Raw genomic sequence first — 22,205 nt, 5'->3', positions numbered from 1 at the left:
CTTTTCATACTAAAGTGCGGTCAAAAATAACGATAAATTTGACCGCACTTTTTGATTTTATCCCCGTGGATGAAATCTTTCGTGAAGGTGTTTCAAGCGTTCTTTAGCCACGTGAGTATAAATTTGCGTGGTGGAGAGATCGCTGTGTCCGAGGAGCATTTGCACAACACGGAGATCCGCACCATGATTCACCAAATGTGTTGCAAAGGCATGACGGAGAACGTGTGGAGAAAGCGCATCAGTATCGATTCCTGCTAACACGGCATAATGCTTTATACGATGCCAAAAGGTTTGGCGAGTCATTTGCTGAGCCCGTTGACTCGGAAAGACCACATCAGAGCTTTGCCCATTAAGCAAAATAGGGCGACCGTAAAGTACGAATTGTCTCACCCAAAACGCGGCTTCTTCTCCCATTGGTACGATGCGTTCTTTGTTACCTTTACCAATCACACGCACGACACCTTGTTGTAAATTCATATTCTCAATAGTGAGCGTGACCAATTCCGTGACACGTAATCCAGTGGCGTATAGCAATTCCAACATGGCTTTATCGCGTAACTCGAGCGGAATTTCGACATCAGGTGTATTTAATAAATCTGTGACTTGTTGCTCGGTTAAATACTTGGGTAAACGGCTTGGTAATTTAGGTGAGCTCAGTACAGCACTTGGGTCATCCGTACGATACTTTTCACGATATAAATATTGGAATAATTTCCGCATCGCACTTAGCATTCGTGCAGTACTGGTAGCTTTGTAGCCTTGTTCTAAACGGCTGCCCAAAAATTGTTGCAGATCTAAGGGTTCGAGGGTTTCGAGAGATAAATTTTGTTTATCCAGCCAATCACAAAGTGCGGTCAAATCGAGACGATAGGACTGCACGGTGTTTTCAGACAATCCTTTTTCGATCCAATATTCATTCAAGAATAAATCGACTAGCGTGAGATTATTCATGTTTATACTCTATGTACCAAAAAGGCTTTCACGCCACGTGGGGTGATAAATAACCCAATGAAGGCAAAGGCGGCCATTAAACTAAAGGCATAAACTGGCGAAATTGGATAAAGTACGCCAGAAAGCGCAGTGAAAATCGCAATGGCTGCACACCCCGCCAAGGCATTGTATAAGCCTTGTAATTTCGCAATATGGGTTTGTGGTTGCGTGGTGATATAACGCACGGTCGCGTAATGGCCGACGACATAAGTAAGACTGTGAAAACATTGCAATAGCACGATTTCAACAAAGGTATCGGCATAACCGAACGCGAGCCAACGCACGATAGCCGCAATACCGGTAAGATAGAAAAGGGCAGTAATGGTCCAGTTTTTGAATAATCGAGTAGAGAAGAAAAAGACCACGATTTCAGCTAATACACTGATTCCCCAAAATAAACCTGCATCGGAAACGGAGTGGCCATGATTTGTCCAAAAAATGGTGCTATATGAGTAATAAGCTGCGTGCGATCCTTGAATCAGTGCAATCGCAATAAACAAACGAAGGGTGGTTTTATTTTTCAGTAAGTCTAAAAATCCAACGGAATTTTCGACCGCACTTTGAGGTTCATCCTGCGGCATTGGGTTCGGATGAAGTAATTGCACAATACAGTAAAAAACGAGTATGCCTGTGATCATCCAAGTAATATATTGCTCACCCACGAGCCCAACGAAATACCCGAATACCATCACACCAACAACAAACGCAAAGGAGCCAATTAAGCGCGCTTTGCCGTAATCTAAATGAATTTGTTGTTGCCATGTACTGGCGAGGCTATCACCAATCGGCATACCGGCCGCATTCACCATGGAATACAATGCAAGTCCAATAAACAAGAGCCAGAAATTGTGCGACATTAGTCCAATTAAGGCCATTGTAATGGCACTGGCCACGCCTAAATAACGTAAGCCATTTACTAAGAGGGAAACGCGTTTTATTAAGCCAGAAAATAAAATACCGCCGCTGAAACGGAAAATGTAGGCACAGGCGAGCAATAAGCCGATATTTTCTTCGCTATAAGATTGCGTTTTCAACCATGCTGGGAAAAGGGGAAGAAACACACCGTAGGCACAATAGTAGCCAAAAAAGCTCAAGGCGAGCCAAGTAAAAGGACGAACTTGCATTAGAATAATTTTTCCATTTCTTGTGAGCGTGCCACACAGGCCTGCATCGCTTGTTTAATGATGTCGTTAAATTGGAGTTGATTGAATACATTTAACGCAGCTGCGGTGGTTCCGCCTTTTGAGGTGACATTTTCTCGTAACGTGGAAAGTGCAGTCTGTGGGTTTTCAATCACCAGCTTCGCCGAGCCTAACATGGCTTGTTGTACCAACGCACGAGATTGATTTTCATCTAAGCCCATTTCTATTAAGCCTTGTTGCATGGCTTCTAAAAATTGGAAGAAGTAGGCTGGGCTACTGCCAGACGCAGCAGTGACTGCATGCATGTGATCTTCATTTGTCACCCAAGTGGTTTTCCCTACAGCTGAAAGTAAATCTTCCGCAAAAGTGCGGTCAATTTCAGGTGTGTTTTTATCGGCAAATAAGCCTGCCATGCCTTCTCCCACTAATGCAGGGGTGTTTGGCATCACGCGAACAATAGATTTTGCTGTTGGGATGAGTTCGGCTAATCGGGCTGTAGAAATACCCGCAGCAATAGAAATAATTAATTTATCAGAGAAATCAACCGCACTTAATGGCTTGCAAACATCGGCTAGTACTTGTGGTTTTACTGCAAATAACACAACTTGAGATTGTATGATGGATTGCTCGTTGTCTGTCGAAACGGCGATGCCATATTGAGCAAAAAAGGCACGTTTCTCTTCATTAGGATCATTAACAATAATTTTGTCGGCTGGATAACCTTGTTTTAATAGGCCTAACACAATCGCTTGTGCCATATTGCCACCGCCGATGAAGGCAATTAATTTCTGTTGCATCATTTTTTCCCGTGAGTTTATGGGCTACAATGTCGCGTATTTTACCCTATTATGAAGGAAGTGTTACGATGTGGTTTAAAAATTTAATGTCATATAGGCTGACGAAGCCCTTAGATTGGGATCTTAATGAATTGCAACGCCAGTTGTCAGATTGTGAATTTCATCCTTGTGGTTCACAAGATCAAAACAAATTCGGTTGGACGAATCCCTTGAAAGGCAGCGAATTATTGCATTTTTCTGTCGGTAAACACATTTTATTGGTTGCGAAAAAAGAAGAGAAAATGTTGCCGGCGAATGTGGTGAAACGTGAATTAGATGAACGCATTGAAAGCCTTGAACAAAAAGAAAACCGCAAATTGAAAAAAACGGAAAAACAAACGTTAAAAGATGATGTGGTGATGAATTTATTACCACGTGCATTCACTAAAAATCAGCAAACTGCCGTGTGGATTGATACCGAAAATAATCTTGTTCATGTCGATGCTTCATCCAGTAAACGTGCAGAAGATGCCTTAGCATTATTGCGTAAATCACTTGGTTCATTACCCGTTGTGCCGTTGGCTTTTGCCAATGAACCTTCGACCATTTTAACGGATTGGATTGTGCAGGAAAAAATCCCGCATTGGTTGGTGGCATTAGAAGAAGCTGAATTGAGAGGAAGCCAAGAAGACAGCGTGATCCGTTGCAAAAAACAGCCTTTAGAAAATGAAGAGATTCTCGCGCTTTTACAAGATGGTAAAAAAGTGGTGAGCAAGCTCGCATTAGAATGGGAAGATACGCTGACTTTTGTGTTTAATGAAGATTGCACGCTTAAACGCTTAAAATTTGCTGATGCGGTGCGCGAGAAAAATGCCGATATTTTAAAAGAAGATTATGCGCAACGCTTTGATGCTGATTTTGTATTGATGACGGGTATTTTATCTAAACTAACAGAAAACTTACTTGATGAATTCGGTGGTGAGAAAGTCAGATTAGGCTAGTTTTAATCATGAAATAAAAAAGGCGAATATGATGTTCGCCTTTTTTGTTTAAAAGTGCGGTCAAATTTCCGCACGTTTTTAATTAGTGTGTGCTCGTACTGGTTGTCGTACGGTTTGCACGTTTACGATCGTTTTCCGTTAAGAGTTTTTTACGGATACGGATCGATTCTGGTGTTACCTCGACTAACTCGTCGTCATCGATAAACTCGATAGCTTGTTCAAGTGTAAATTTCACCGGAGTGGTTAAGACGATAGCATCATCTTTACCTGATGCACGCATATTGGTGAGTTTTTTACCTTGTAAACAGTTAACCGTTAAGTCGTTTGTACGGCTGTGAATACCGATGATTTGACCTTCGTAAACTTCTACGTTAGCTTCGATCATTAATTTACCACGCTCTTGTAAACCAAATAGCGCATAAGCGAGTGCTTTACCTGTGGCGTTAGAAATTAATACACCGTTTTTACGTTGGCCGATTTCACCTGGTTTGATGTCATCGTAGTGATCAAAACTAGAGTAAAGTAAACCAGTACCTGACGTCATAGTCATGAATTCACCACGGAAACCGATCAAGCCACGGCTCGGGATGATATATTCTAAACGTACACGACCTTTGCCATCTGGCATCATGTCACGAACTTCACCTTTACGGATACCTAATGCTTCCATGACAGAACCTTGGTGTTGTTCTTCTACGTCGATAGTTACTTGTTCGTAAGGCTCTTGTTTTTTGCCGTTGATTTCACGGTAGATTACTTTAGGACGAGAAACCGCAAGTTCGTAACCTTCACGACGCATATTTTCAATTAATACAGAAAGGTGTAATTCACCACGGCCAGAAACACGGAATTCATCTGGGTTTGGTGTTTCTTCTACGCGTAATGCCACGTTGTGAACTAACTCTTTGTTTAAACGTTCAAGAATTTGACGAGAAGTCACATATTTACCTTCTTGACCTGCAAACGGTGAAGTGTTTACACAGAAGAACATGGTTACGGTTGGTTCATCAACAGTTAATGACGGTAAGGCTTCAACCGCGTTGATATCACAAATGGTATCCGAGATATTTAATTCACCTAAACCAGTAATCGCGATGATATCACCTGCGTAAGCAACATCTTCTTCATAACGTTGTAAACCAAGGTGACCTAATACTTGACCGACACGACCTTGGCGAGTTTTACCTTCACCATCAATGATCGTTACAGGTTGATTTGGTTTGATTGAGCCACGTTTGATACGACCGATACCAATAACACCCACATAGCTGTTATAGTCTAATTGGGAAATTTGCATTTGGAATGGGGCATCAAGTTCCACTTTTGGCGGTTCTACGTGTTGAATGATCGCTTCAAATAATGGGGTCATATCTTCCGCTAATTCTTCGTGTTCAAGACCTGCAACACCATTTAATGCAGAGGCATAGATAATAGGGAAGTCTAATTGCTCATCGGTTGCACCAAGGTTAACGAATAAATCGAAAACTTGATCCACTACCCAATCAGGACGTGCGCCTGGACGGTCAACTTTGTTGATAACTACAATTGGTTTTAAACCGTGAGCAAAGGCTTTTTGTGTCACGAAACGCGTTTGTGGCATTGGGCCGTCAAAGGCATCTACGACTAAAAGCACAGAATCCACCATAGAAAGTACACGCTCTACTTCACCACCGAAGTCGGCGTGTCCTGGGGTATCTACGATGTTAATGCGATAACCATTCCAGTTGATTGCGGTATTTTTTGCAAGAATGGTAATACCACGTTCTTTTTCAAGATCGTTTGAGTCCATTACGCGTTCATCAACATCACCACGCGTTGATTCAAATGTACCAGATTGTTGAAGGAGTTTGTCAACGAGGGTGGTTTTACCATGGTCAACGTGAGCGATAATTGCGATATTGCGCAATTTGTTAATATCAATGTCGTTTTTCATTTATTACGTTCTTAAAGTTTAAGTTTTGTAGGGTGGAATTTTAATGCCACCGAATAGTCCAAGTAGTTTGAATTAGTGAGTAAACCCACTCTACGAGAATCTCGAAAGGGCAAAAATTATACACGATATTTCGCTGCTCTGCTACGCCAGGACATAAAATAAATCTTATGAAAAAAGCAAGCGATTGCGTTATAATACTCTTTTAATTTTTATAAAGATTATACACATAGCAAAATAGAGGACTCCTTATGCCAAATGCAAATGCAATTGCCAACGTATTTAAACTGATCGAAGAGAACGATATTAAGTTCGTGCTACTTCGTTTCACCGACATTAAAGGTAAAGAACATGGTGTTTCTATCCCGGTTAGCCTTGTCGATGAAGATATGTTTGAAGATGGCAAAATGTTCGATGGCTCTTCTGTTGAAGGTTGGAAAACCATTAACAAAGCCGATATGCTTTTAATGCCAATTGCTGAAACTGCAGTAGTCGATCCATTTGCGCAGATCCCAACACTTTCAATTCGTTGTAGCGTTTATGAGCCAACAACCATGCAAAGCTATGATCGTGATCCGCGTTCAATCGCTATTCGTGCAGAAAACTATATGCGTTCAACAGGCGTTGCAGATCAGGCATTCTTTGGTCCAGAACCTGAGTTCTTCTTATTTGATGATGTGCGTTTTGATGTATCAATGAACCGTGCTTCTTTTGCCATTGATGATATTGAAGCCGCTTGGAACACCAACAAAAAATATGAAGGTGGTAACAATGCTTATCGTCCATTGAAAAAAGGTGGTTATTGTGCAGTGGCACCAATTGATACGGCTCATGATATTCGTTCTGAAATGTGTTTGATTTTAGAAGAAATGGGCTTAGTCATCGAAGCTCATCACCATGAAGTGGCAACAGCTGGTCAAAACGAAATTGCAACGAAATTCAACAGCTTAACCTTAAAAGCAGATGAAACACAAATCTATAAATATGTGGTGCAAAACGTTGCCTTAGAACACGGTAAAACTGCTTGCTTTATGCCTAAACCAATTACGGGTGATAATGGTTCTGGTATGCACTGTAATATGTCATTAAGCAAAGATGGCAAAAACATTTTCCAAGGTGATAAATATGCAGGCCTTTCTGAAACCGCACTTTATTACATCGGCGGTATCATTAAACATGCTAAAGCATTAAATGCGTTCACCAACCCAAGTACTAACTCATACAAACGTTTAGTACCTGGTTTTGAAGCACCAGTATTATTGGCTTACTCTGCAAGTAACCGTTCTGCGTCAATTCGTATTCCGGCAGTAACCAGCCCGAAAGCAATCCGTATTGAAGCGCGTTTCCCAGATCCAATGGCAAACCCATATCTGGCTTTCGCTGCATTATTAATGGCAGGTCTTGATGGTGTGGTGAACAAAATTCATCCAGGCGATGCAATGGATAAAAATCTTTACGATCTTCCACCGGAAGAATTAAAAGATATTCCAGCAGTTGCGAGCTCGCTAGAAGAAGCATTGAATTCATTAGAAAAAGACTATGAATTCTTAACGCAAGGTGGTGTGTTTACCAAAGACTTTATCGAAGCATTTATTAATATTAAACGTAAAGAAGTAGAACGTTTAAATATGACACCACATCCGGTTGAGTTTGAGATGTATTATGCTTAATTAGTATATAATTAATTGATTTTTAAATGTAAAAGATATCACTTTTTTAGTGGTGTCTTTTTTATTTATATTAATGATTTCTTTCGTTATTACAATTAATAATTATTCATTAAGATCATTCTAATTCCCTTGTTAGCATGGGGGAACTCAGGTAGAATGTGGTGAATTTATAGTATGTTCAAGAGACCTGAAAGGATTAATAATGAATGATAGTCGTTATCAAAAAATAAATGAGTCAGATGAGATTGATTTGATTGAATTAGTTAAAAATCTATGGAGGAAAAAACTATGGATTATTTTATCTGCCTTCGTTTTTACCGCCATTGCGGCAGGCTATGCTTTTACAGCCAAAGAACAATGGACATCCAAATCGGTAGTAATTCCGCCTAAAGTCGCTAATTTAGGTGATTATTTATCATTCCGTAGCGAATATGCATCTATTCTAGATATCAAAGATTTTTCTCAAGATAAAGTTTCCGAAAACGTATTTAATGACTTTAAAACAGCTTTATTTTCACGTAGTTTGAAAGAGGCATTCTTTTCTCAATCAAAATGGTTTAACACTTATGCTGATAAAAATGCTAATTCTGAAGAGACTAAACATAAGCTGTTATCTAATTTGGTCGATAAAAATCTGATTGTTACCGTACCAGATCCTAAAAAAGATCCAAATGCAATTGGTGTGAATGTTAGTTTTTCTGCCGAGACGCCAAAAGAAGCACAGGATGTATTATCAGCTTATATCCAATTTGTAAACCAATGGGTGGTTATTCAAAATAAAAAAGATTTTCTAGCTGATATTAGTGTAGTACGTGGTAGTTTAGAAATACAAAAGAACAAGATTAAGCAGGATGCTGAAAATGCTCGCCAAATTCAATTAGAAAATCTTACAACAGCTTTAAATATTGCTAAATCAGCAGGGATTAAAGATTATTCCAAGTCGTTAAGTGGAAATATAAGTTTACTAGAAGTTTCTCTTGGTGATACACGAGTGCCATCTACTGACTCAAAGTTGAGTGATGGTACATATTTATTTATGCTTGGGGAACAATATTTGCAAGCTCAAGTTAATACCTTAAAAAATGCGCCTTTAGTCTATCCGTTGAATTACTATAATATTGAAAAACAAGCTAATCTCTTAAGTGCGTTAGAGAAAAAAGTGGAGAAAGAAGGTGCTGTTAGTGGGTATTATTATTTAAGTGAGCCAGACTATCCCGTGATTAAAGATAAACCCCAAAAAGGATTAATTATTGTAATTGGGTTTATTATTGGTTTGATGATTTCTAGTTTTATTATTTTGTTGAGTTCATTGATTCAAAGTACTAAAAAACGTTAATAATGAAAAAGAAAGTAGTTTTTATTGGCGCAGGTGGCTATGCGAAGTCTGTACTAGATTCTTTAGATTTATCAAGATATGAATTTTGTGGGTTCATTGATAATTTTAAACCAGAAGGAACGAGTCATTTAGGTTATCCAATTCTTGCTAAAACGATTGATGATTTCCAAGAAAGGGAACATTACAGTTTTTTTATAAGTATAGGAAATAACACTTATCGCCTAGATAAATATTTAAAGCTTATGAAATATCAATGTGACGTTATTAACATCATTGATAAAACAGCGGTCGTATCTAACAACTCTTCTCTAGGTAGAGGGGTTTTTGTAGGGAAAATGGCCATAGTAAATAGCGGTGTTACTATTGGAGATAATGTCATTATCAATACTAAGTCATTAATTGAGCATGGTTGTTGTATTGGTGATCACAGTAATATTTCTACAAATAGTACATTAAATGGTGATGTTATAATTGAAGATTATTGTTTTATTGGAAGCTCATCGGTGATCACTGGCCAATTGAGAATTGGGGAAAGTGCTGTAGTTGGTGCAGGTGCAGTTGTAATTCGTAACGTAAAACCTCGTACTATTGTTGCTGGTGTTCCAGCAAAATTTATTAAGGAAGTAGAATAAAAATGAGTCAAGTATTTATTGTTGCAGAAATTGGTTGTAATCATAATGGAAATCCTGAGTTAGCAAAGAAAATGATAGATGTTGCAAAGGAATGTGGTGTTGATGCAGTTAAATTTCAAACATTTAAAGCAGATAAACTGATTTCAAAATATGCTCCGAAAGCGGAATACCAAAAAGTAACTACAGGTACTGCAGATAGTCAGCTTGAAATGACTCGTAAACTAGAGCTTTCTTATGATGAGTTTCGTAAATTAGAAGCTTATGCGCGTTCTTTAGAGTTAGAAGTGTTTTCTACGCCATTTGATATGGAGTCCATTGATTTTCTTGCTAGTGAAAAGCAAAAAGTATGGAAGATTCCATCTGGCGAACTAACTAACTTACCTTACTTAGAGAAAATAGCTAGTTTGCCGATTGAAGGAAAAAGCGTGGTAATTTCAACAGGAATGGCGACTATTGAAGAGATCAAAGATGCTTTATCTATATTAGAAAAAAATGGTATGAAGAAAGAAGAGATTACTATTCTTCACTGTAATACCGAATACCCAACCCCTTATGAAGATGTAAATTTAAATGCGTTTTATCAGTTAAAAACATTATTCTCTGATTATAATTTGGGTTTTTCAGATCATTCTGTAGGTTATTTTGCAGGGCTTGCAGCTGTGCCGTATGGTATTACTTTCATTGAAAAACATTTTACTTTAGACAAAAATTTTGAAGGTCCAGATCATAAAGCATCTGTGACACCAGAGGAATTGAAATTGCTTTGCGAAGGAATTCGCGCAGTCGAAAAATCATTAGGTTCTTCTGAGAAAATTGTTACTGCTTCTGAAGCTAAAAACAAAATTGTGGCTCGTAAATCCATTATTGCAGCTCGCCCAATTAAAAAAGGCGAAACCTATACGACTGAGAATTTGACCACTAAACGTCCAGGAAATGGTATTAGTCCGATGTGTTGGTATGATATTTTAGGCAAAGATGCGGAAATGGATTTTGAAGAAGATCAATTAATTCAAGATAGTCGTTTCTCAAATCAAGAATAAGAGCGGTTAAAATTATGAAGAAAATTGCAATTATTACAGCGAGAGCAGGCTCAAAAGGGTTACCTAATAAAAATGTTTTATTTGCAAATGGTAAACCACTAATGGCCTATAGTATTGAGGCAGCATTGGAAAGTGGAGAGTTTGAAAAGGTTATCGTAAGTACAGATTCTCAAGAATATATTGATTTACTTGCTCATTATCCGATTGAATTTATCAAACGTTCTGCCGAGCTATCCTCAGATAAAGCAAGTTCTTTTGTCGTAATTGAAGATGTATTGAATCGATATAGCCATGTTGATTATGATTATTTTGTATTGCTGCAACCGACTTCACCATTAAGAACTGCTCAACATATTCAAGAAGCGAATAAAAAATTTGAAGCACATTTTGCTAAATTTGATTTTTTAGTTTCGGTATCTGATGCGCATAAACCAACAACATTAACCCGTCCAATTGATGAAGATGAGAGTTTAAAAAACTTTAAATTAGATTATTCTAATTATGCTCGCCAGCAATATCATCCAGAGTACTCACCAAATGGGGCAATTTTTTCTGCAAAACCTCAGGCTTATTTAGAGCAAAAACACTTCTATGGAGAGAAGTGTGTTGCGTATTTTATGGCTAAAGAGGTTTCAGTTGATATAGATGATCGTCTTGATTTCGAATATTTCTATTTTATTCTTCAACAACGTAATAAAGATAAAATCCTATTAGAAACCATCAAAAAAACAATATCTGCTAAGAAAGATAATTTTAATCAAACAAAAGAAATCAGCTTAATTGGTCACTCAATTTTAGATTATTGGAATATTGAAGAAGTTAACAACCAAGCTGTTAATAATTTAGCTATTTCGGGGATTACTACTAAACAATATATTGATTTGATTCTAGATCAAGGATTGATTAAATCTTTAGGTAATAAAGCTATTTTGATGTTTGGAACTAATGATATCGTGTATGCTGATTGGACAAAAGAGCAAATTTTATCAGACATTCAGCAAGTTATTGAAAAACTAAAAGCAATCAATAATAACATTCAGCTTTATTTCTTAGAAATTACCCCTGTGGCCTTAAGGATTGATCGTAATAATGCAGTGATTAGAGAACTTAACGCATTTCTAAAAGAAAATCTTAAATCTGCAAGATGGATTGCTCTAGATAGCAAATTTAGTGATCACTATGGCAAATTAAACTTAAATTACACTAATGATGGCTTACATTTGAATGAACAAGGCTATCAGTTATTGGAAGATATTATCAGATCAGAGCTATGACTAAAAAAAGAATTGCCTATGTAACAGGCTCTCGTGCTGAATACGGTATTGTTAAGCGCTTACTAAGACGATTACAAGAAGACAATGGGTTGGATTTTTCATTGATTGTAACCGCTATGCACCTTGCTCCTCAATATGGAAATACCGTAGATGTGATTGAGCAAGATGGGTTTAATATTGCTGAGAGAATAGCAGTAAAACTTGATAGCCAAAATAACCAAACAATTTTAACTTCAATGGCTGAAACCCTCGATCTCTTTGGTAAACATTTCCAGAAAAATCATTATGATGCAGTAATGGTATTAGGTGATCGTTATGAAATACTTTCTGTAGCAACGGCTGCTGCAATGCATAACATTCCATTAATTCATTTGCATGGTGGCGAGCAAACATTAGGAAATTATGATGAGTTTATTCGCCACTGTATTACAAAAATGGCAAAACTGCATCTCACAGCGACAGAAGTATATCGTAAGCGAGTGATTCAGCTTGGCGAACTTCCTGAAAGTGTGCATACCATTGGCTCTCTTGGGGCTGAAAATGGACTAAGTTTAGAATTGCCATCAAAAGAGCGGTTGTTTTCTAAGTTAAATTTGCAAAATAAACCGTATTTTATGGTTGCATTTCATCCTGAAACTATTACTGGGCAATCTGTAGAAGAGCAAGTTGATCAGCTTCTTTTAGCATTAGATTCCTTTAAGTCAGATTATCAATTTGTGTTTATTGGATCTAATTCTGACACACATTCCGATGTTATATTTACCAAAGTAAAAAGTTATACAGATGAAAATCGATTTGCATTTTTCACATCGGTAAAACCGGAGGAATATTTAGCTTTAATTAAGTATTCAAAAGGGTTAATAGGTAATAGTTCATCAGGTTTGTTAGAAGCGCCTTCTTTACAAGTAGGGACAGTAAATATTGGGAAAAGGCAAGAAGGACGCGTTCGCGGCGAATCAGTTATTGATGTAGAAAGTAACCGACAATCTATTGAACAAGGGATTCAACATTTATTATCTGATGATTTCCAAAAACGCTTGCCTACAATGGTCAATCCATATTATCAAGATAATTCAGCGGAAAAGGCTTATGGGTTGATTAAAGCATTTTTAGCTAGTGAGAGTGGAAATAAACCGAAGCGGTTTTATGATTTAGAGAATAAGTAATGAAATTGTATAGATTTTTTTTAAGGTCATTAAGTGAGGAGTTGATCTTTTTAATAAGATTAATGCAACGTTTTAATCAAAATATAGAAAGATATAAAGATAGTAAATTTCTTTGTAAAATTAATAGCCTATTGGTCTTTTTATTGCATAAAAGGATATTTCGTAAGTTTGCTTGTGATATTACACCTAGTTGTAAATTAGGTAATGTTGTTTTTCGACATCCTACAGGAATTGTCATTGGTGGTGGAGCTGTCTTAGCTGATGGAGTTATTATCCATCAGAATGTTACTTTCGGTGCATTAAGATTTGACGAAAAAGAAAAAAGAGGTATCCCGTGTCAGCAAATTGTTGGTCAAGATACTATTATAGGATGTGGGGCAAAGGTTTTAGGTGATGTTACTATTGGTAAAAATTGCATAATAGGCGCTAATGCTGTAGTTACAAAAAATGTTCCTGATGACACAACAGTTGTTGGTTTTAATACATTCATTTATAAATGATAATTTATGATCTTAAAAGATAGTGTTATTTACTTAATAGGTGAGATAGTTGCTAAAATTTTCCCATTTTTACTGTTACCTTATTTGTCTAGAAAATTAGGTGTAAACGGCTTTGGGGAATTATCCTATTATCAAACAATACTATCTTTACTTATTATTATTATTAGTTTCAGTCAAGAAGGAGCTGTTACAAGGTACTTTTATTTCTATGGAAAGCGATCTATAAATTTGATCTTATTTTCAGGATATGCTTATGCTTTACTTGTAGGTTCCATAGGGTTGTTATTTTGCTATTTTTTTCATTCTGAAATTTTAGCATACTTAATTCTGACCTCAATTTTCCAAACTTTCTTAACAGTTCAATTATGTATAAAACAGTGTCAGAAAAAGGTAATCTCGTATACTTTAATTCAAATTGGAAGTGCATTGTTGACAACATTATTAACGGTATTATTTTTGGAGTTCTCTCACAGTGATCTTGTTGGCAAGAGATTTCTTGCACTATTCTTAGGTAACTTAATAATATTTATATTGGTTTATTTTTCCTATTTTAGGGAGCATAGAAGAAAGTCTTTTAATATAGCAGAGTATCAAAAAGGTTTTCTATATTTTCTAGGATTTGGTATTCCCTTAGCTTTTCATCAGATCAGCATGTTTATAAAAGGTCAATTAGATCGAGTATTTATTTATAATAAATTTACTGAATCTGAATTAGGTCTTTATGCTATGGGGGCTCAAATTGCGTTGGTGCTTGCAGTCATTATTCAAGCAATAAATAAGGCTGCAATACCTTATTTTTATGAAGCATTAAAACAAAAGAAGATTACTTTACAGAAAGTACACCAACTAACATTGCTTTCGTTACTTTTAATTCCTATTCCTTCTATTATTATGTGGGCAATTCCAGAGGAATTTGTGATTTTTGTTTTAGGAGAACAGTTTTGGGGAACAAAGTACTATATTATTATGTTCCTTATTGCCACAATGTTCTCGGTACCTTATCTAATTTTAGTAAATTACCTTTTCTTTTACGGAAAGAATAAATGGATATCATTATGCTCAATCCTTTCTACAATACTGTATTTAGGAGGGTTGTCGATCTTTATGCAATTTGGGGTTGAATATGTCCCCTTTGCTAGCATATTAGGAGCGGGTATTATACTTCCTTTTTTATATGTCATGACATCGAGAGTTAAATAAAATATGAATTTAATTATATGCACAACCCCTTTACAAACTCTTTTAGCAAAAGAGATAGTTAAAAACTATGAAGATGAGAAATTTTACGGAATATTATTTTCTAATCATTTTTCCGAGAAAGTGGATAGATATTTTAATTTATTTGGTGTTTTATGTCATATTTTAAATAAGATTTATTGTAAAAGTTCAATAAAGTTAGTATTCCTTATTTTGTATTACAAGATTAAATTATTTAATAAAAAATTTGATAAGATCTTCGTTGCAAATATAGAAAATATATTGATTCAATCAATTATTTCATCTCTTAAATTTAATGAGCTAATAACATTTGATGATGGAACTGCTAATATTTTGAAAAACAGTATGCTTTATCAAAATAATGAAAGCTGGAAGCTTAAGTTTATTAAGTTTATCTTTATGATCGATCATGATATTAATACATTAAAAGATATATCGTCTTTACATTATACTATATATGATATGGATAATATCATAAAAAATACAAAAAGAATTTCTATATTTAATTTTAATAATAGTGGTGGTAATGTTCTTAGCGGTGTATTAAAAATATGTTTAGGGCAAAGATTGTATAATGATGATGCTAAGAATGTAGATTTGTTTAAGAAAATAATAGATAAATATAATATTGATTATTACCTCCCTCACCCCAAAGAGAGCTTTGTTGTCGATGGAGTTAAGTATTATAATTCAGATTTAATTTTTGAAGATATCATATCTAATGAATTAAATAATTATAAAGAGATATATGTATATACTATATATAGTTCAGCGATTATAAATATATTAGGTGAAAATAGAATTCATCCGGTGTCTATTCAAGTGGAAGGATTTGAAAAAGAATCGGAATTGATGAGAAAGTTTGATATTCTAATTGAGAAATTATAGGTTTGGCTAATCTATGTTAGAAACATTTTTTATATACTATTTAATGTTTGCCAGTAGTGTTATATTTATTTTTGCCTCTGAGAATTGTAGCAATAGAATTGCTAAACACATATTGGTATTATTTTCTCTTATTCCTTTGTTTTTAATTTCTGGATTAAGAGAAAATACAGGTGCAGACTATGAGAATTATGTATATATATATAAAAATCTAGATTATTACCATTCACAGTGGCCTTTGGAGATCGGTTTTTACTATTTGAATAAATTATATAATTCTTTAGATCTGCATGTGCAGTTTATTTTTTTGACTATGGCGTTTATTCAGTGTTTATTCTTATACCTTTCCCTTATAAAGGTAAGAAAACCTTCTTTATTTTTGACTTTTTATATTCTTATTTTCTATTTGGATAGTCTAAATATAGTTAGGCAGAGTGTCGCTATGTCTATAGTTTTATATTCTTGTATACTTCTCCTATATGACAAGTTAACTATTAAATTCTTTTTTTTAATCGGGCTAGCATCTTCTTTTCATAATGTTTCATTAATTTTTGCTCCATTATTTTTTGTACGAAATTTTCATTTAAATAAGACTTTTATGTTGTTATTTATATTAATATTCCTTGCTGTGTTAAGGTTTGATTTGTTTGGTTTGTTGATTAGTCCTGATTATTTTTCTGGTACAAAGTATGAAGCATATTTTTTTATAGATGAGTATGCTAAAGAGGCAGATTTTGGTAGTGGAATAGGGGTTATATTCCAATATTTTATAATGCTTCCTATATTGTTCTTTAGAAATAAACTTTTTGAGAGTGATAAATATAATTTTGTATTGCTTTCTAATGTACTTGTTTGTATTGCATTCGCTGTCTCTATGAAATTTTATATCTTTAATAGAGTGTTGTCAGCTCTTAGTATTTCTCTTTTATTATCTGTTGAGCTTATATACTTTTCTAAGATTAAAGTTAGGAAGTTAATTGTTTTGGTTTATTTTTTGTTTTCTTTTATTTTATTTTCAAAAGATATTTATGATAGTTTTGGAAATCATGCTAATAAAAGAATTTCACCATATATTAGTATTTTAAATTGAGTATAACTTATGAGATTTTCTGTAATTGTCCCTGCTTATAATGTGCAGGATTATATCGTTAGTTGTATAGATAGTATTTTAAAGCAATCTTTTAGGGATTATGAAATTATCTTGGTGAATGATGGTTCTACCGATGCTACATTTGAGCATTGTCAAGAATTGTGCAAAAAAAATACATGTATAAAATTAGTTAATAAGGAAAATGGTGGTCTCTCTAGTGCAAGGAATGTCGGGATAAATCAAGCAGAAGGTGATTACTTATTATTTTTAGATGGTGATGATTTTTGGCGAGATGATGATTTCTTGGAAAATCTTAATTGTATAATTGAAACTAATTCACCAGATACGATAATTTTCCCTTACTCTTATTATTATGGCAAGGATAGAATTAAGGAGTATGAGTTTGACTTATCTGAAGTATCTTCCAGTTCAAATAAATTTTCTGACGACTTATATTTGTTGATTGATAATGGGATATGGTATCCATCTGCATGTAATAAATGTATAAGAAGGGATATTGTAGCTATTAATAATATTTCATTTCCCTTAAATATGACATCAGAAGATGTGAAGTGGTGTTTTGAGCTTTCACAGCATATAGCCTCTTATTATATTTATAATAAAGGAGTTTATATGTATAGACAAAATAGGGAAGGAAGTATTAGTTATAAGCTTAAAATGAAAAATTTGGAAGATCTATTTTTAAATATAGAAAATGTGCTTTCAGGTTCAAAGAAGATCAGGGATGCTGATTATTTGTATTTATCACATTATTATTTGGAAGTTATTCCTTATGTGATGCCATTTTTAAAAAATCCTAATGTTAAACGTATGTTAAGTAAATATAAATGGCTTTCTAAGTATTCTAAGAATACGAGGAATATAAAGAAAAGAATTATTTACTTTTGTTTAACATATATGGGGTTTAGATTATCTAGTCTTTTATTAAGTATTTTAGTTAAGTTGTATAAATCGACATAGGGTGTAATATGAATCTTTCAGTTTTGATGTCTATTTATTATAAAGAGAAGGCAGAATATTTCCATAAAACCATGGAAAGTATATGGACTGACCAAACTTTAAGACCCGATGAAATTATTTTGGTTGAAGATGGTGTCTTATCAGATCATTTGTATTCAGCAATTAATTACTGGAAAGAAAAAATAGGAACTAAGTTAGTATCTGTTCCATTACCTAAAAATATGGGGCTTGCTTTAGCATTAAATGAAGGGTTGAAGGTTGCTAAGGGGAATTTTATTGCTAGAATGGATACGGATGATATAGCTGAAAGAGACCGTTTTAAAGTACAGCTTGAGTTCTTACAACAGCATGTAGATGTTGATGCGGTTGGTTGCTGGATTTGTGAAATTGATGAAAATGATAGTGTTATCAATGATAAAGTAGAATATCCTCTTCTTCATGACGAGTTATATCAATTTTTTGAAAAACGAGATCCGATAGCTCATCCAACAGCTATGTTCAGGAAGGCTTTTTTTGATAAAGCGGGAAGGTATAGTAAGGAAGTTGCTTTAGCGGAAGATACTTTATTGTGGTATCAAGCATTCTTAAATAACTGCAGATTGGCAAATATTGATTATATTGGATTGAAATTCAGACGGAGTTCCGACTTTTATAAGCGCAGAGCAAATTGGAAAAAAACAATTGGGCTACTAAAATTCCGCCTATTTCATATAAATAGAGATTTAAATTATGGTATTAAAGCAGATATCTACGCAATTGCTTATTTTTTGATGTCTATTTCTCCAAGTTTTGTGAAAAAATTATTATATAAATTATTTAGATAGAAAGGATAAAAACATGAAAATTCCATTTTCCCCCCCATATGTTAATGAAGATGTAATCAATGAAGTTGTAGATTCTTTACGTTCAGGCTGGATTACCACAGGACCTAAAGTTAAAGCTTTAGAAGAAGAAATTAAACAATTCTCTGGGGCCAAAGAAGTGCTTTGTGTAAACTCTTGGACTTCTGCAGCGATTATGATGCTTCGTTGGTTTGGCGTAAAAGAAGGCGATGAGGTAATTGTGCCTGCTTATACTTATAGTGCAACAGCTTTAGCAGTATTGCATGCGGGAGCTAAGCCAGTAATGGTAGATACTTCAGAAGATTTTAATATTTCTTTAGATGCGATTAAAAAAGCAATTACACCAAGAACGAAAGCTATTATGCCTGTTGATATTGCTGGGTTCCCTTGCGATTATGACGAAATTATGGATTTGGTAAAATCTTCAGAAATTCGACCACTCTTTAAGGCTGAAAGCGAGAATCAAGAAAAACTTGGCCGTATTTTAGTATTGAATGATGCAGCACACTCTTTAGGTGCTTGGTACAAAAAGGGTATGAGAACAGGAAGTGAAACTGATATTGCTATTTTCTCATTGCATGCTGTAAAAAATGTTACCACAGCTGAAGGTGGTGCAATTTGTATTAACTTACCTGCACCTTTTGATAATGCTAAGCTCTATAGTGAACTTCGCCAAATGGCATTAAACTGTCAAACTAAAGATGCTTTCTCTAAGAGTAAAGCTGGTGGTTGGCGATACGATATTACTGGTCTAGGTATGAAAATTAATATGGCAGATGTGAATGCTGCTATCGGCTTAGCACAAATTCGTATTTATGAAGATTTATTGAAAGAGCGTAAACGTGTTTTTGATACTTATGGCGAAGCATTTAAACAATATGATTGGGCAATTTTACCACCATCAAAACAAGGTGAAAAAGAAACTTCATATCACTTATATGCTTTACGTATTAAAGATTTTACTGAAGCGCAACGAGATGCGATGATTGATGAAATAGCGAAGAGTGAAGTGGCTGTAAATGTTCACTTTATCCCAATGCCAATGCTTACTTTATTTAAGAACCTAGGGTATAAAATTGAAGATTACCCGCAAGCATATAATAACTATAAGTGTGAGATTTCTCTTCCTATCTATCCTCAATTAACAGATGAGCAGGTGAAATTTGTAATTGATACGGTTGTGAGTGCCTATAATAAGGTTAAGTAAAAGTGATTCGTTTTTTTGATTTTATTTTAAGTTTAGTTGGGCTAGTTGTTCTAGCCCCTATTTTCATTGTATTAGCCATTTGGATTAAGACAGATTCAAAAGGTCCTGTCTTTTATAAGCAAGTTCGAGTTGGACAGAATGGTATCGATTTTGGTCTGTTTAAGTTTCGATCAATGGTGGTTGATGCTGATAAAAAAGGGTTAATCACTGTAGGTGGTCGAGATCCTAGAATTACCCGTTCAGGTTATTTTATTCGTAAGTATAAACTTGACGAGTTACCACAGCTGATTAATGTACTTGTTGGAGATATGAGTTTAGTTGGTCCTCGTCCAGAAGTAAGAAAATATGTTGAGCTTTATACTGATGAACAACAAAAAGTACTTTCTGTAAAGCCGGGGATTACTGATTATGCTTCTATTGAGTATATGGATGAAAATGAAATTTTAGGGAAGTCTAATGATCCTGAAAAGACTTATATTGAAGAGATCATGCCTGAGAAGATTAAATATAATATGAAGTACATTCAGAATAAAAATGTATCAGAATACTTTAAAATAATCTTTCTAACATTGTTGAAGATTGTTAGGTAGATTGTTTAACCAATTTTACTAACTTAAGGATATTTGTATGATTTATTCTCTAGTATTTGGAATGTCGAGAACTAAAAAGAGAGTAATTAGTCTTTTTATTGATGTTGTCTTATTAATATCTGCATTTTTTCTAGCTTATTGGACTCGATTAGGTGGAATAGTTGCATTTGATGATACAGAAATTTGGACAACTCTATTATGCACAATTGCGATAACTCTTTTTACGTTTATTAAATTAGGGCTTTATCGTGCAGTCTTGCGTTACATTTCTTTTAAGGCTTTAGCAATGGTAGCTGGAGGCGCTTTCGTTTCAGCGGTTAGCCTTATTTTCTTTTCTTTCTTTATCGGTTCGGATATACCTAGAACTGTACCTATTATTTATTTTTCCTATGTGTTCTTGCTATGTGGTAGTGCAAGGATGTTGGTTCGCTATTATGTTAGTTTAATTTTAGATAAAGATAATGAATCTGTCTTGATTTACGGTGCTGGTACAACAGGGCGTCAACTAGCAGTGTTACTTAAACATGCTTATCGCTATCGCATTCGCGGATTTATTGATGATAATGCTAAGCTACATGGAAGTTATCTTTTAGGGAATAAAATATTTTCGCCAAATGATATTTCAAAACTTGTTCAAAAATATAATATTAAAGTTATTTTGTTAGCGATTCCTAGTGCATCACGTAGCGAGCGTAAGGCAATAATTGATAGTTTAATTCCTCTAAAAATTAAGGTTCAAACTATTCCTGACATGGAAGATATCTTACAAGGGAATGCAAAAATTGATGAGTTACGAGAAGTTCACATTGAGGATTTATTAGGACGAGAACCAGTATTACCAAATAAAGATTTATTGCAAAAAAATATTTTTCATAAAGCTGTAATGGTAACTGGAGCAGGTGGTTCAATAGGATCTGAGCTATGCCGTCAAATTATTTTAAATGAGCCAAATATTTTAATTTTATTTGAACTTTCAGAATTTTCTCTTTATGCCATCCATCAGGAGTTATTAGAGATTGTTAAGAAAAATAATATTACAAACACTAAAATTTATCCTGTTTTAGGAAATGTACAGGATATTGAACGTCTAGATCGTGTTTTATCTCATTTTAGTGTCGATACTATTTATCATGCGGCAGCATATAAGCACGTTCCTTTGGTTGAGTATAATATGATTGAGGGCGTGCAAAATAATGTGTTTGGTACATATAATGTTGCAAGATGTGCAGCAGAACATAATGTTAAATCGTTTGTGCTCATTTCAACAGATAAAGCAGTTCGTCCGACAAATGTAATGGGGGCAAGTAAGCGTATGGCTGAGCTGTGTTTGCAGGCATTATCAGAGCAATTAAAAGACTACCAAACTTGTTTCAGTATGGTTCGTTTTGGTAATGTACTCGGCTCATCTGGTTCAGTTATTCCATTGTTTAGAAAGCAAATTCTAAAAGGTGGCCCTATTACTATTACACATCCTGATATTATTCGCTATTTCATGACTATTCCTGAAGCGGCTCAGCTTGTTATTCAGGCTGGAGCAATGGCAAAAGGTGGTGATGTTTTCATTTTAGATATGGGTGAACCAGTTAAAATAGTAGATTTAGCTAAAAACTTAGTTCAGTTATCAGGGCTCTCAGTTAAGGATGAAACCAACCCGAAAGGTGATGTTGAGATTACTTATACTGGGTTGCGACCAGGAGAGAAGTTGTATGAAGAGTTGTTAATTGGTGGAGATAATGTTCGTAAAACAACCCATCCCCGTATTATGACTGCTGAGGAGGTTTATTTACCATTTGAACAATTATCTGAAGTGTTGTCTGAATTAGAGAATTCTTGCAAAGATGCCAATTATATGGCTATTCGTCAAGCATTGCTAAATGCTCCTACAGGCTTTAACCCGACTACAGAAATTGTAGATGTATTATATAAGGATTGAGA

Annotated in this window: 20 protein-coding genes; 16 read left to right on the top strand and 4 right to left on the bottom strand. The window is 34.9% G+C overall.

The genetic code is table 11. The annotated features are described in order from the left end of the window. Positions 1-57: 57 nt before the first annotated feature. From xerD to proC, 3 genes are read right to left on the bottom strand one after another with little or no spacing between them, the layout of a single operon-like run. Positions 58-951 (bottom strand): site-specific tyrosine recombinase XerD, encoded by an 894-nt coding sequence (gene xerD, locus HMPREF2750_RS04070; protein ID WP_005698164.1) that lies wholly within the window; start codon positions 949-951, stop codon positions 58-60. A gap of 2 nt (positions 952-953) precedes the next feature. Then, entirely contained in the window at positions 954-2,114 is a 1,161-nt protein-coding gene (locus tag HMPREF2750_RS04065; protein ID WP_070582660.1) for a 3-phenylpropionate MFS transporter, read from the bottom strand. After that, entirely contained in the window at positions 2,114-2,929 is an 816-nt protein-coding gene (gene proC / locus HMPREF2750_RS04060) for a pyrroline-5-carboxylate reductase (RefSeq protein ID WP_070582658.1), read from the bottom strand. Before proC ends, HMPREF2750_RS04065 begins: the two co-directional genes overlap by 1 nt. Before the next feature lie 68 nt (positions 2,930-2,997). Between proC and rdgC the strand changes: the two genes are divergently transcribed. Next, complete coding sequence (gene rdgC / locus HMPREF2750_RS04055) at positions 2,998-3,909, top strand: recombination-associated protein RdgC (protein WP_070582655.1); 912 nt, start codon at positions 2,998-3,000, stop codon at positions 3,907-3,909. An 82-nt stretch (positions 3,910-3,991) separates the two neighbouring features. Here the strand turns inward: rdgC and typA are convergent, their stop codons facing one another. Continuing rightward, on the bottom strand, positions 3,992-5,842 hold the full coding sequence (gene typA, locus HMPREF2750_RS04050; RefSeq protein WP_070582654.1) for a translational GTPase TypA: 1,851 nt from the start codon (positions 5,840-5,842) through the stop codon (positions 3,992-3,994). A gap of 248 nt (positions 5,843-6,090) precedes the next feature. On the opposite strand from typA, the gene glnA reads away from it, so the two are divergent. From glnA to HMPREF2750_RS03975, 15 genes are all read left to right on the top strand, one after another. Then, positions 6,091-7,509, top strand: a complete 1,419-nt coding sequence (glnA, locus tag HMPREF2750_RS04045; protein WP_005695276.1) for a glutamate--ammonia ligase — start codon at positions 6,091-6,093, stop codon at positions 7,507-7,509. A gap of 202 nt (positions 7,510-7,711) precedes the next feature. Further along, positions 7,712-8,845, top strand: a complete 1,134-nt coding sequence (locus tag HMPREF2750_RS04040) for an LPS O-antigen chain length determinant protein WzzB (RefSeq protein ID WP_070582652.1) — start codon at positions 7,712-7,714, stop codon at positions 8,843-8,845. A gap of 2 nt (positions 8,846-8,847) precedes the next feature. Beyond that, complete coding sequence (locus tag HMPREF2750_RS04035; protein WP_014064211.1) at positions 8,848-9,477, top strand: acetyltransferase; 630 nt, start codon at positions 8,848-8,850, stop codon at positions 9,475-9,477. 2 nt (positions 9,478-9,479) lie between these two features. After that, positions 9,480-10,517 (top strand): N-acetylneuraminate synthase, encoded by a 1,038-nt coding sequence (neuB, locus tag HMPREF2750_RS04030; RefSeq protein ID WP_070582650.1) that lies wholly within the window; start codon positions 9,480-9,482, stop codon positions 10,515-10,517. Positions 10,518-10,531: 14 nt separating this feature from the next. Beyond that, positions 10,532-11,791, top strand: a complete 1,260-nt coding sequence (locus HMPREF2750_RS04025) for a cytidylyltransferase domain-containing protein (RefSeq protein ID WP_070582648.1) — start codon at positions 10,532-10,534, stop codon at positions 11,789-11,791. Continuing rightward, positions 11,788-12,957: a UDP-N-acetylglucosamine 2-epimerase gene (gene neuC / locus HMPREF2750_RS04020; protein ID WP_070582646.1), complete on the top strand. Its 1,170-nt coding sequence runs from the start codon at positions 11,788-11,790 to the stop codon at positions 12,955-12,957. Before HMPREF2750_RS04025 ends, neuC begins: the two co-directional genes overlap by 4 nt. Further along, the gene (locus HMPREF2750_RS04015; protein ID WP_070582644.1) at positions 12,957-13,457 is read left to right on the top strand and encodes a serine O-acetyltransferase; all 501 of its coding nucleotides are present in this window, start codon (positions 12,957-12,959) and stop codon (positions 13,455-13,457) included. Before neuC ends, HMPREF2750_RS04015 begins: the two co-directional genes overlap by 1 nt. Before the next feature lie 6 nt (positions 13,458-13,463). Beyond that, positions 13,464-14,657: an oligosaccharide flippase family protein gene (locus HMPREF2750_RS04010; RefSeq protein ID WP_070582642.1), complete on the top strand. Its 1,194-nt coding sequence runs from the start codon at positions 13,464-13,466 to the stop codon at positions 14,655-14,657. 3 nt (positions 14,658-14,660) lie between these two features. After that, positions 14,661-15,563, top strand: a complete 903-nt coding sequence (locus HMPREF2750_RS04005; RefSeq protein ID WP_070582641.1) for a glycosyltransferase family 52 — start codon at positions 14,661-14,663, stop codon at positions 15,561-15,563. A 13-nt stretch (positions 15,564-15,576) separates the two neighbouring features. Further along, positions 15,577-16,650 (top strand): EpsG family protein, encoded by a 1,074-nt coding sequence (locus HMPREF2750_RS04000; RefSeq protein ID WP_070582640.1) that lies wholly within the window; start codon positions 15,577-15,579, stop codon positions 16,648-16,650. A gap of 9 nt (positions 16,651-16,659) precedes the next feature. After that, complete coding sequence (locus HMPREF2750_RS03995) at positions 16,660-17,631, top strand: glycosyltransferase family 2 protein (RefSeq protein WP_070582638.1); 972 nt, start codon at positions 16,660-16,662, stop codon at positions 17,629-17,631. An 8-nt stretch (positions 17,632-17,639) separates the two neighbouring features. Continuing rightward, positions 17,640-18,455 (top strand): glycosyltransferase, encoded by an 816-nt coding sequence (locus HMPREF2750_RS03990; protein ID WP_070582636.1) that lies wholly within the window; start codon positions 17,640-17,642, stop codon positions 18,453-18,455. A 13-nt stretch (positions 18,456-18,468) separates the two neighbouring features. Next, positions 18,469-19,680, top strand: coding sequence for a DegT/DnrJ/EryC1/StrS family aminotransferase (locus tag HMPREF2750_RS03985; protein ID WP_049372730.1), 1,212 nt, complete (start codon positions 18,469-18,471; stop codon positions 19,678-19,680). A gap of 2 nt (positions 19,681-19,682) precedes the next feature. Continuing rightward, positions 19,683-20,270, top strand: coding sequence for a sugar transferase (locus HMPREF2750_RS03980; protein ID WP_049372731.1), 588 nt, complete (start codon positions 19,683-19,685; stop codon positions 20,268-20,270). Positions 20,271-20,307: 37 nt separating this feature from the next. Beyond that, positions 20,308-22,203, top strand: a complete 1,896-nt coding sequence (locus HMPREF2750_RS03975; RefSeq protein WP_070582635.1) for a nucleoside-diphosphate sugar epimerase/dehydratase — start codon at positions 20,308-20,310, stop codon at positions 22,201-22,203. Positions 22,204-22,205: the final 2 nt, after the last annotated feature.

Source organism: Haemophilus sp. HMSC066D02, from assembly GCF_001810545.1.
Classification (GTDB): Bacteria; Pseudomonadota; Gammaproteobacteria; order Enterobacterales; family Pasteurellaceae; genus Haemophilus_D.
This window is presented reverse-complemented; position numbering and strand designations above follow the sequence as displayed.

Excerpts from the sequence above, each read along its gene's own strand:
- HMPREF2750_RS04025 (WP_070582648.1), top strand. The coding sequence starts at position 10,532 with ATGAAGAAAATTGCAATTATTACAGCGAGAGCAGGCTCAAAAGGGTTA.
- xerD (WP_005698164.1), bottom strand. The coding sequence starts at position 951 with ATGAATAATCTCACGCTAGTCGATTTATTCTTGAATGAATATTGGATC.
- glnA (WP_005695276.1), top strand. The coding sequence starts at position 6,091 with ATGCCAAATGCAAATGCAATTGCCAACGTATTTAAACTGATCGAAGAG.
- neuB (WP_070582650.1), top strand. The coding sequence starts at position 9,480 with ATGAGTCAAGTATTTATTGTTGCAGAAATTGGTTGTAATCATAATGGA.
- HMPREF2750_RS03985 (WP_049372730.1), top strand. The coding sequence starts at position 18,469 with ATGAAAATTCCATTTTCCCCCCCATATGTTAATGAAGATGTAATCAAT.
- HMPREF2750_RS03990 (WP_070582636.1), top strand. The coding sequence starts at position 17,640 with ATGAATCTTTCAGTTTTGATGTCTATTTATTATAAAGAGAAGGCAGAA.
- HMPREF2750_RS04035 (WP_014064211.1), top strand. The coding sequence starts at position 8,848 with ATGAAAAAGAAAGTAGTTTTTATTGGCGCAGGTGGCTATGCGAAGTCT.
- HMPREF2750_RS04010 (WP_070582642.1), top strand. The coding sequence starts at position 13,464 with ATGATCTTAAAAGATAGTGTTATTTACTTAATAGGTGAGATAGTTGCT.
- HMPREF2750_RS04000 (WP_070582640.1), top strand. The coding sequence starts at position 15,577 with ATGTTAGAAACATTTTTTATATACTATTTAATGTTTGCCAGTAGTGTT.
- rdgC (WP_070582655.1), top strand. The coding sequence starts at position 2,998 with ATGTGGTTTAAAAATTTAATGTCATATAGGCTGACGAAGCCCTTAGAT.
- proC (WP_070582658.1), bottom strand. The coding sequence starts at position 2,929 with ATGCAACAGAAATTAATTGCCTTCATCGGCGGTGGCAATATGGCACAA.
- typA (WP_070582654.1), bottom strand. The coding sequence starts at position 5,842 with ATGAAAAACGACATTGATATTAACAAATTGCGCAATATCGCAATTATC.
- HMPREF2750_RS04005 (WP_070582641.1), top strand. The coding sequence starts at position 14,661 with ATGAATTTAATTATATGCACAACCCCTTTACAAACTCTTTTAGCAAAA.
- HMPREF2750_RS04015 (WP_070582644.1), top strand. The coding sequence starts at position 12,957 with ATGAAATTGTATAGATTTTTTTTAAGGTCATTAAGTGAGGAGTTGATC.
- HMPREF2750_RS04040 (WP_070582652.1), top strand. The coding sequence starts at position 7,712 with ATGAATGATAGTCGTTATCAAAAAATAAATGAGTCAGATGAGATTGAT.
- HMPREF2750_RS03975 (WP_070582635.1), top strand. The coding sequence starts at position 20,308 with ATGATTTATTCTCTAGTATTTGGAATGTCGAGAACTAAAAAGAGAGTA.
- HMPREF2750_RS03995 (WP_070582638.1), top strand. The coding sequence starts at position 16,660 with ATGAGATTTTCTGTAATTGTCCCTGCTTATAATGTGCAGGATTATATC.
- neuC (WP_070582646.1), top strand. The coding sequence starts at position 11,788 with ATGACTAAAAAAAGAATTGCCTATGTAACAGGCTCTCGTGCTGAATAC.
- HMPREF2750_RS04065 (WP_070582660.1), bottom strand. The coding sequence starts at position 2,114 with ATGCAAGTTCGTCCTTTTACTTGGCTCGCCTTGAGCTTTTTTGGCTAC.